Source organism: Streptomyces sp. NPDC039480 (assembly GCF_055597165.1).
Window position 1 is genome coordinate 414,808 of sequence record NZ_JBVITX010000009.1, and the last position, 9,010, is coordinate 423,817.

Genomic DNA, 9,010 nt, shown 5'->3' on the forward strand with positions numbered 1-9,010 from the left:
GCGCCGGGGGCAGTCACCGCCCGGGAGTTTCCGCGTCGTGCGCAGACCTGTGACGCTGGTCGCGCGGGCGCGGTGCGTGCCACGCGGCCATGGCGACGTTGATCGCTGTGCCTCGCCCCGCACGGGCCGCGCCGGGGGCAGTCACCGCCCGGGGTTTCCGCGTCATACGCAGACCCGTGACGCCGGTCGCGCAGGCGCGGCGCGAGCTACACGGCCATGGCGACGTTGATCCCTGTGCCTCGCCCCGCACGGGCCGCGCCGGGGGCAGTCACCGCCCGCGAGTTTCCGCGTCGTACGCAGACCCGTGCCGGCGGTCGCGGAGTCGCGGCGCGAGCCACGCGGCCACGGCGACATCGATCGCCTCGCCCCGCACGGGCCGCGCCGGCTGGCCGGCTCGGCGGGCAGTCACCGTTCGGGAGTTTCCGCGTACGCAGGCCTGTGACGCCGGTAGTGCAGGCGCGGTACGGGCCACGCGGCCACGGTGACGTTGATCGCCGTGTTTCGACCCGCCAGGTCACGCCGGGGGCTGCCTCGGCGGGCCCGGTCACCGTCCAGGGGTTTCCGCGTGCGCAGATCTGTGACGGCGGTCGCGCAGGCGCGGTGCGAGCCACATCGCCAGAGCCACGACGAGTCCCGTCGCGATGATTACCCAAGACGTCACCCGCAGGGTCTCCGTCAGTGCGTCGTACACCGCGCCCGCGGCGGCGCGTGAGATGTCCGGGGGGAGGTCGTCGAGGGTGAGGGCGCGGCCGATTGCGACGGCGGTGGTCAGGAGCGCGGCGGCGAGGGCCATGCCGAGTGCCGTGGCGAGGACCGCCCGGCGGCGGCGGGCGGCGAGGACGACGCCGGCGACGGCGAGTACGGCCGCCGCCACCGCGGGCCAGACCCCCGCCACCTGCAGCGCGTGGAAGCTCTTCCACAGCCGGCCGAGGTCCTCGGACTCCAGGACCGTGACCTCCGTGTGCCGCACCGGGATCTTCGACGCGAACGGCACGCCGTCGTCCTCCAGTTGCCGCTTGATCTGCTCGGTGATGGGCGCGAGGTCGATGGTGACCTCGCCGTTCGTGTCGTTGTTGAGGGCGGACTGCACGGCGTCGTGCGCCCCCCGGTTCGCCGCGTTCCAGGCCGTCCTGTACGCCCCCGTCTCGGTGAACGACCGCACCGCGTCCCGTACGAACGACTCGACCGCCCCCCGCAGCGGGCCCACGTCGATCTCCTCCATCACCGAGTCGGTGACGGCGTCCGCCACCGCCGCGCGCACCGCGGGGTCGGAGGCGAGCGGCGCCATCGTGGCGACGTAGCTGTCCCGGTCCCCGATCTCGTACTTCGCCCAGGCGGAGAGCGCCCCGAGCGGCACCAGGAGGCAGGCGAGGACGAGGAGCACCGCGGACAGGGCGGCACGGACGCGGGAGGCGTGCGGGGCGGGGCGGACGCTTTTCGGCACGCGTCCAAGGCAAGGCCCCGGTCACGCGGGGCGCGACCGGGGCGACTGCATATGGGGCAACGAAGTCAGCCGCACAAGCGGCCAACACCCGCTACTTGCGGTTGTACAGACGCATCGTCACCGGCCCGAACACCGCCACCAGGAGCAGCGCCCAGCCGAACGTCCACGCCAGCTCCGTCGTCGGCGACGTCCCGTCCATCAGGGCGCGGACCGCCGAGGAGACATGGGTGATGGGGTTGTTGTTGACGAAGGCCTGCAGCCAGCCCGGCATCGTCTCGGGCTTCACGAAGATGTCGCTGAGGAACGTCAGCGGGAAGATCACCATCATGCTGACGCCCATCACCGACTTTTCCGTGCGCAGCAGCAGCCCGAACATCGTCCAGATCCACGAGAACGCGAAGGAGAAGACGATCAGCACCGCGATCCCGGCGACCACGCCGAGGAATCCGCCGTCGGGCCGGAAACCCATGATGAGGCCGACGGTCAGGATCACCACGGAGGCGATGGCGTAGCGCAGGGCGTCGCCGAGGAGGTACCCGACCATCACCGAGGGACGCCAGATCGGCAGCGTACGGAACCGGTCGAAGACGCCCTTCTCGATGTCGGTGTTGACCGAGACGCCCGTGTACATCGTGATCATGACGACGGACATCACGAGGATGCCCGGCAGCAGGTACTGGATGTACTCGCTCGGCGACCCGGCCAGCGCTCCTCCGAAGAGGTACGTGTACATCAGCACCATCATGATCGGGAACGCCGTGACGTCGAAGAGCTGCTCCGGCACGTGCTTGATCTTGAGGATCGCGCGCCAGCCGAAGGTGAGGCAGGCGGAGAGCGCGGTCGGCCTGGCCGGGCGCTCGGTGGCGATGAGGAGCTCGGCCAGGGACTCGGTCCTGACGGGCGCGAGCTCCTGGGTCTCGGTGGGGGCTGGGGCGCTCATGCCGTGGCCTCTTCCTTCAGGTCCTTCGAGTCCTTCGGGTCTCCCGTCATGGGTGCCCGGTGGTCGGCGTCCGCGCCGGTCAGGGCGAGGAACACCTCGTCGAGGCTGGGCTGCCCCAGCGAGAAGTTGTCGACGGTGATGCCGGCGAGGGCCAGCTCGGCCAGCGCCCGCGAGGCCTGCTCGGCCGCACCGCTGCCGTTCCGCCCGCCGTGGGTGCCGACGCGGGCCGTCAGGGCCACCGGGTCGGGCTCCAGCTGCACCTGCGCGTCGAGCACCGCGCCGAGCAGCCGGGCCGCCTCCTCGCGCCGCGCGGCCTCCCGCAGCCGCACGTGCACCGAGCCCGCGCCGACCGACGCCTTGAGCTCGCCCTTGGTGCCCTCCGCGATGACCTTGCCCTTGTCGATGACGGCGATACGGGCCGCCAACTGGTCGGCCTCGTCGAGATACTGGGTGGTGAGCAGGACCGTCGTGCCGTGCCCGACGACCGCGCGCACGATGTCCCAGACCTGGTTGCGGCTGCGGGGGTCGAGGCCCGTCGTCGGCTCGTCGAGGAAGAGCAGGTCGGGGGTGTTCAGGATGGACGCGGCGATGTCGATACGGCGCCGCATGCCGCCCGAGTAGTTCTTCACCTGCCGGGCGGCCGCGTCCGTCAGGCCGAACGCCTCGAGGAGCTGCCCGGCCCGGTCGCGCGCCGCCTTCCTGGTGTGCCCGGTGAGGCGGCCGAGCAGGACGAGGTTCTCAGTGCCGGTCAGGTCCTCGTCGACCGACGCGTACTGCCCGGTGAGGCTGACCCGGCTGCGCACGGCATCCGCCTCGCGGACCACGTCGTGGCCGAAGACGTGCGCCTCGCCCCCGTCGGGGCGCAGCAGGGTGGCGAGCATCTTGACCGCCGTGGTCTTGCCCGCGCCGTTGGGCCCGAGCACGCCGTACACCGTGCCGGACGGGACGGTGAGGTCGATTCCGTCGACCGCGCGATTGTCGCCGAAGGTCTTCACCAGACCCGCGGTCTCGATGGCCGTGCCGCTCATGTCCGCCCGCCTTCTCGCAAGGGGTTCCGCGAAGGAGTGTCGTAGGGGCAGGCCGGGTCCGCCCCGGAAACTCATCGGTCTCCAGGCTAGAACGGCCTCCGGTGGAGCGCTGGGCCGAACGGGTGTTTCCTGGATGAGGGGATCAGGAGGCTGATCATGCGAATCGCTCTGGGCCTGGGGGCGGCCTGTGCGGCGGCCGTACTGACGGCAGGAACCGCCGCCACCGCCACAGCCACTACATCCGTAAGTCCCGCATCCGTAAGTCCCGCCCACAACGACGACAGCGTCATCTGGGGCACTGTCGTCTCCGGCCCCGACCTGAAGGTCAGGGACGAGCCGAGCACCCGCGGCACGGTTCTCGCGAAGCTGCCGTACGGCAGCGAGGACCGGGTCAAGTGCGCCGTCAAGGGCACCACCGTGCACGGCGACCCGCACTGGTACTGGCTGGAGGGCGTCCGCGGCTGGGCGAGCGCGGCGTACATCGACACCGACGGCCGGCACGTGCCGAGCTGCCCGTCGTCCCAGGACCCGTGCCCGCAGTGGCGCGACAAGGACCACCGGGACCACCGGGACTGCGACCACGACCACGACCCGTGCGCGTACCGCGATCACTGACGTACGCCCGGTGCAGAGGAGGGAACCGTCATGGCACATGCCGCGCCCACTCACGCTCACTACAAGCCCACGCCGGGCACCGCACCCGGCGCCCGCGCGACCCCGGCTTCCGCGTCCCGCTGGGCCGGTCTCGCCCTGCTCGCGGGGATCGTCTACGGCCTCTGGGCCTGCGCGATCCGGCGCGACGGCGGGCCGATCACCACCGGGAACGTCCTGTTCGGGGTGGTGACCGGACTGATCTTCGCCGCCCTCATGTTCGCCCTGCACCGGATGGCGCCCGCGCTTCCGCGTGAGATGCGCGCGCTGTCCTGGACGGCGTTCGCGGGGATCGCGTTCGGCTTCCTCTACAGCCTCGGCGGGGCGAGCGTGCTGCGGTCCACCGTGATGGCGCTGGTGGTCGCGGCGGGAGTCTTCGCGGTGACGTTCTACCGCTACTACACGACGGAGTGACCCTGCTCCTTCTCCCGCTCCCGCTCCCGGGCGTGGCCCGTGCCGCGCCCCAGCCGGTGCGCGACGAGCAGTGAAGCGGCAAGCACCAGGCCCGAGTTGACGGCCACCGCCACGCTCACCCCCGACAGGACGGCCTGCGGATCAGCACCCGCACCGGCACCCGCCCCCGCCCCCGTCCGGGCCGCCACGATCGCGCTCATCACCGGAATCCCGAGGGTGATGCCGACCTGCTGGGTCATGGTCGCCAGACCGGTCGCCAGGCCCTGCTCGGAGTCGGCGACCCCCGACGTGGCGGTCACCATGAAGCCGACGATCAGCACCATGTTGCCGACGCCGCCGACGAACGTGGCGGCCAGCAGCAGGTACAGCCAGCCGCCCGACGTCCCGAGCGCGACCAGCGACAGTGTGGCGGCGGCCTGCACCGCGCCCCCGCCGAGGATCGCCGCCCGCCCGCCGAACCGGCTCACCGCCCGCCCGCCGAGCAGCCCCCCGGCCACCGTGCCGAGCCCGAGGACGCCGAAGGCGAGACCGGTGGCGAGCGCCGAGTACCCGAGGACCTCCTGGAGGTAGAGCGTCAGGAGGAACACCAGGGAGGTCTCCGTGGCGAAGGCGATCAGCCCCGCCGTGTTGCCCCAGACGACCGTGCGGCGGCGCAGGATGCGGACGGGCACGAGCGGCGCGGGCGAGCGCCGCTCCACGAACCGGAAGGCGACCAGCAGGGCGGCGCCCACGAGCAGCGCGGCGAGTGCGCCGGGGTCGCCCCACCCGCTCTCGCCCGCCCACGTGAGCCCGAGGACGACCGCGAGGAGCCCGCCGGTGACGGTGACCGCGCCGGGCAGGTCGAGGCGGTGTCTGCAGACGATGCGCGACTCGGTGAGGAGGGGCGGGGCGAGGGCGACGACGGCCGCGGCGACCGGCACGTTGATGAGGAACGCCCAGCGCCAGGAGAGCAGTTCGGTGAGGAGCCCGCCGAGGACGGCGCCGGTGGTGAAGCCCGCGGACATCAGCGCTCCGTTGAGACCGAGCGCCCGGTCCCGCAGCGGCCCCTCGCGGAACGCCGTGGTGAGCAGGGCGAGCCCCGCCGGGGTGACCGCCGCGGTCGCGAGGCCTTGCAGCACCCGGGCGGTGAGCAGGACCTCCGGCGTGGTGGCGAGGCCGCCGAGGGCCGAGGAGAGCCCGAGGAGCGCCATGCCCCCGACGAACAGCCGCTTCCGCCCGAAAAGGTCGGCGATACGCCCGAAGAGGAGCGTGCAGCCGGCCGCGGCGAGCGCGAAGGCCGTGGAGATCCACTGGAGGTGGGCGAGGGAGAAGCCGAGCCCCTCCCCGACGACGGGGAGGGCGACGTTCAGGATGGAGAAGTCCACGGCGACCATGAACTGGGAGCCGAGGAGGAGGGTCAGGACGAGTCTCTGGCGCCGGGTCATGCGCACGCTGCCGGCCGAGGTGCGGGCCGTGGTGGCTTCGACGGCGCTCACAGCGCGTCCAGCTCGACCGCGCGGGCCATGGCCCGGTAACCGGCGTCGTTCGGGTGCAGGTGGTCGCCGCTGTCGTACGCGGGCGCGATGCGCTCCGGGTCCTTCGGGTCGGCGAGGGCCTTGTCGAAGTCGACGTACGCGTCGTACTCGCCGGACGTCCGTACCCACCGGTTGAACTCGTCGCTCACGGCGGCCGCGCGCTCGCCGTAGTGGTCGGAGCCGCCGAGCGGGAGCAGGGTGGCGCCGACGATCCTGACCCCCTTGGCGCGCGCCTGACGTATCAACTCGCGGTGGCCGTTGATGAGTTCACGGGACGAGACGACGGGCGCCGGCTTGTAGGTGGGCTTGTCGGTCTCGCTGAAACCGATGTCGTTGAGGCCTTCGAGGACGACGACCGTGCCGACGCCGGGCAGGTCGAGGGCGTCCCGCGCGAAGCGGTTGGCGCTCTTCTCGCCGTACCAGGCCGAGTCGTTGAGGACCAGGTTGCCGCCGATGCCGGCGTTGAGGACGGGCCTCGGCCTGTCCGCCTTGTCGAGGCGTTCGGCGAGGGCGTCTGACCAGCGGCGGTCGCGGTCGGTGGAGGAGGCGAAGCCGTCGGTGATGGAGTCGCCGAAGAGGACGACGCCGTCACGCCGCTGCCGCGCCTCGCCGTCCACGTCCACGCCCGCGAGGTAGTACCAGGACTCGGTCGACTCGCCGAAGGCCCGGCCCGCGGTGTCGGCGGAGTGGTCGCCGTCCGCGCGGTAGCTGGTCGCGAAGGACTGCGCGTGGAAGGTGGCGGGCCCGGTCGTGCCCGCCAGGTGCAGGGTCACGGTGACGGACTCGAACGGATCGAGCTCCAACCCGGCGGCGTCACTGGAGAGTTGGCCACGTGCGGGAATCGTGACGGACCGCTTCCCGTCGAACGTGAGGCGTCTGACCGACCCCTTCTCGACCGACGCCCCCTTCTTCGTACGGGCGATGGTGGCGCCCGCGACCTTCAGCGGGGAGGTGCCGTACGCGTTGGAGAGCCGGATGCGGGCCCTGTCGCCGCCCTCCGTGACGCGGACGACCTGGCGCAGGGTCTGGCCGTCGAAGCCGGCCTCCGACCAGTTGGGCTTGAAGCCGGTGCTGGGGCGCTGCGGGGCGGCGGCCCAGGCCGCGGTCCACGACGGGCCCGCGGCGGGCCGCTCGGGGGACGCCTCGGCACCGGTCACGGCGAGGGTCGTGGTCAGGGCGAGGGCGGCGGCGGTGGCGGTGACGGCGAGGGAGGTGCGGGCACGCGAAATCATGGCGATCTCCTGGCGGTTGAAGAGAGAGGGTGTCCGTCCGGCGGGCCGCCGTCCTGACTCCTCAAAGATCCGCCGGAAGCGATCCCCCATCAACGGCGATCCGTGAAACGATCGACGCGCTCAGGCTTATCGATGCAGGTCACAGCAGGTATGACGGTAGGTACCGGGGGGTACGTGGTGGAACGGCAAGAGCTGGAGACCTTCTTGACCCTGGCCGAGGAGCTGCATTTCGGCCGCACCGCCGAGCGCCTGCTGCTCTCCCAGGCCCGGGTCAGCCAGACGCTGAAGAAGCTGGAGCGCAGGATCGGCGCCCCGCTGTTCGAGCGCACCAGCCGCGTGGTGCGGATGTCCCCGCTGGGCCGTCAGCTGTACGAGGACCTGGCGCCCCTCCACGCCCGGATGGAGGCGGCCGTGGCACGCGCCAAGGACACGGCACGCGGCGTCGACGGCGAGCTGAACGTCGGCTTCCTCGGCTCGGGCGCGGGCACCCTGACAGCCCCGATCCTGGCGATGTTCCGGGAGCGCTGCCCGCACGTCGAGGTGCGGATGCGGGAGACCCAGTTCCAGGACCCGCTGGGCGCGCTGCGCGGCGGCGAGGTCGACCTGCTCTTCACGTGCCTGCCGGTCGACGAGCCGGACCTCACGGTCGGCCCGGTCGTCATCAACGAACCGCGCATGCTGGCGATGCCGCTCGGCCACCCGCTCGCCGGCCGCACATCGGTCTCCTTGGAGGAGCTGGCGGGCGAGACGTTCTTCGGCGTCGTGAACGGCGCGCCCGCGTACTGGTGGGACTTCCACGTGCCGCCGCGCACGCCGAGCGGCCGCGAGATCCACCGCGGCCGCGCCGTCGCGTCCTTCCAGGAGCTGATGACCCTCGTCGCGACGGGCCAGGGCATCTCACCGGTCGTCGCGTCCGTGGAGAAGTACTACGCGCGGCCCGACGTCACGTTCGTACCCCTGCGGGACGTGCCGTCCGCGGACGTGGCGCTGATCCACCGGACGGCGGGCGTCGGCGCCCGGGCGGAGGCGTTCATCCGGGCGGTGGGGGACGCGGTCGCGGCGAACGGTGGACCGGCGCGGTTCTGAGAGCCAGGGGACGGCTTCTCAGGGCCCGGCGACGTCCGAGCGGTCGTTGCACAGCGCCCAGATGACGAAGACGCCGATCGCGATCGAGATGAGCGCCCAGATCGGCGTGTACGGCAGCCACAGGAACTGCGCCACGATGGCCAGCGCGGCCAGCGCGACGCCGCTGGCCTTCGCCCAGCTCGCGCCCTTGAGGATGCCCCAGCCGACGACGGCCACGAGGATGCCGAGGACCAGGTGGATCCAGCCCCACGTGGTGAGGTTGAACTTGTAGACGTAGTCGCCGATGCGCTCGTAGACGTCGTCCTTGGCGATGCCGGCGACGCCCTCGAAGATGCCGAGGATGCCGTTCACCATCATCAGGACGCCGGCGAACATGGTGCCGCCCGCGGCCCACCCGCTCTCCCGGGTCGGGTGCGGCTCGTGTGTTCCGTGGCCGGGCCGGTGCGGCGCGCTGGCGCTGCTCATGGCCACCACCCCCTCGTCTCTCTGCTCGGGTCTCAGGTGGACTCACAGCCTGTGACGCCACGAGGGGCACGGCGAGCGGTGCTGGGCCGAACGGGTGGGGCGGTGTCTCCGTTTCCCGTGAACGTTCAAAGACAGGCTCTGACTGAGCGTTTCGCCCTGTCTGATGGCACTATGGGGAGGTTTGTGGAGGCTGTCCGACTGACGCTGAAGTGAGAGGCGAGCCATCAGTTCGCCGT

9 protein-coding genes are annotated in these 9,010 nt (G+C 71.9%); 3 read left to right on the top strand and 6 right to left on the bottom strand.

The window, feature by feature from the left end; translation table 11 throughout:
* Nucleotides 1-544: 544 nt before the first annotated feature.
* From ACZ56E_RS28155 to ACZ56E_RS28165, 3 genes are all read right to left on the bottom strand, one after another.
* Nucleotides 545-1,444 carry a hypothetical protein gene (locus ACZ56E_RS28155; protein WP_471218372.1) on the bottom strand — a complete coding sequence of 300 codons (900 nt, stop codon included), beginning with the start codon at nucleotides 1,442-1,444 and terminating at the stop codon, nucleotides 545-547.
* 91 nt (nucleotides 1,445-1,535) lie between these two features.
* Complete coding sequence (locus ACZ56E_RS28160; protein ID WP_471218373.1) at nucleotides 1,536-2,384, bottom strand: ABC transporter permease; 849 nt, start codon at nucleotides 2,382-2,384, stop codon at nucleotides 1,536-1,538.
* Complete coding sequence (locus ACZ56E_RS28165; protein ID WP_468607445.1) at nucleotides 2,381-3,412, bottom strand: ATP-binding cassette domain-containing protein; 1,032 nt, start codon at nucleotides 3,410-3,412, stop codon at nucleotides 2,381-2,383. The genes ACZ56E_RS28160 and ACZ56E_RS28165 overlap by 4 nt, the downstream gene beginning before the upstream one ends.
* 156 nt (nucleotides 3,413-3,568) lie before the next feature.
* On the opposite strand from ACZ56E_RS28165, the gene ACZ56E_RS28170 reads away from it, so the two are divergent.
* Together ACZ56E_RS28170 and ACZ56E_RS28175 are read left to right on the top strand one after the other, a co-directional pair.
* A complete protein-coding gene (locus ACZ56E_RS28170) occupies nucleotides 3,569-4,027 on the top strand; it encodes an SH3 domain-containing protein (RefSeq protein ID WP_468607447.1) in 459 nt (152 codons plus the stop codon).
* A 30-nt stretch (nucleotides 4,028-4,057) separates the two neighbouring features.
* Nucleotides 4,058-4,477, top strand: a complete 420-nt coding sequence (locus ACZ56E_RS28175; RefSeq protein WP_471218375.1) for a hypothetical protein — start codon at nucleotides 4,058-4,060, stop codon at nucleotides 4,475-4,477.
* Here ACZ56E_RS28175 and ACZ56E_RS28180 read toward each other — a convergent pair.
* Both ACZ56E_RS28180 and ACZ56E_RS28185 read right to left on the bottom strand, forming a co-directional pair.
* Nucleotides 4,462-5,901 carry an MFS transporter gene (locus tag ACZ56E_RS28180; protein WP_471218410.1) on the bottom strand — a complete coding sequence of 480 codons (1,440 nt, stop codon included), beginning with the start codon at nucleotides 5,899-5,901 and terminating at the stop codon, nucleotides 4,462-4,464. The genes ACZ56E_RS28175 and ACZ56E_RS28180 overlap by 16 nt on opposite strands.
* 47 nt (nucleotides 5,902-5,948) lie before the next feature.
* Nucleotides 5,949-7,223 carry an SGNH/GDSL hydrolase family protein gene (locus tag ACZ56E_RS28185; RefSeq protein ID WP_471218376.1) on the bottom strand — a complete coding sequence of 425 codons (1,275 nt, stop codon included), beginning with the start codon at nucleotides 7,221-7,223 and terminating at the stop codon, nucleotides 5,949-5,951.
* 174 nt (nucleotides 7,224-7,397) lie between these two features.
* Between ACZ56E_RS28185 and ACZ56E_RS28190 the strand changes: the two genes are divergently transcribed.
* Nucleotides 7,398-8,309 (top strand): LysR family transcriptional regulator, encoded by a 912-nt coding sequence (locus ACZ56E_RS28190; protein ID WP_471218378.1) that lies wholly within the window; start codon nucleotides 7,398-7,400, stop codon nucleotides 8,307-8,309.
* A gap of 18 nt (nucleotides 8,310-8,327) precedes the next feature.
* Here the strand turns inward: ACZ56E_RS28190 and ACZ56E_RS28195 are convergent, their stop codons facing one another.
* Nucleotides 8,328-8,774, bottom strand: coding sequence for a DUF7144 family membrane protein (locus ACZ56E_RS28195; protein ID WP_398302034.1), 447 nt, complete (start codon nucleotides 8,772-8,774; stop codon nucleotides 8,328-8,330).
* Nucleotides 8,775-9,010: the final 236 nt, after the last annotated feature.

Coding starts and splice junctions, on each gene's coding strand:
- ACZ56E_RS28160 (WP_471218373.1), bottom strand. CDS start 2,384: ATGAGCGCCCCAGCCCCCACCGAGACCCAGGAGCTCGCGCCCGTCAGG.
- ACZ56E_RS28185 (WP_471218376.1), bottom strand. CDS start 7,223: ATGATTTCGCGTGCCCGCACCTCCCTCGCCGTCACCGCCACCGCCGCC.
- ACZ56E_RS28180 (WP_471218410.1), bottom strand. CDS start 5,901: ATGACCCGGCGCCAGAGACTCGTCCTGACCCTCCTCCTCGGCTCCCAG.
- ACZ56E_RS28165 (WP_468607445.1), bottom strand. CDS start 3,412: ATGAGCGGCACGGCCATCGAGACCGCGGGTCTGGTGAAGACCTTCGGC.
- ACZ56E_RS28170 (WP_468607447.1), top strand. CDS start 3,569: ATGCGAATCGCTCTGGGCCTGGGGGCGGCCTGTGCGGCGGCCGTACTG.
- ACZ56E_RS28195 (WP_398302034.1), bottom strand. CDS start 8,774: ATGAGCAGCGCCAGCGCGCCGCACCGGCCCGGCCACGGAACACACGAG.
- ACZ56E_RS28175 (WP_471218375.1), top strand. CDS start 4,058: ATGGCACATGCCGCGCCCACTCACGCTCACTACAAGCCCACGCCGGGC.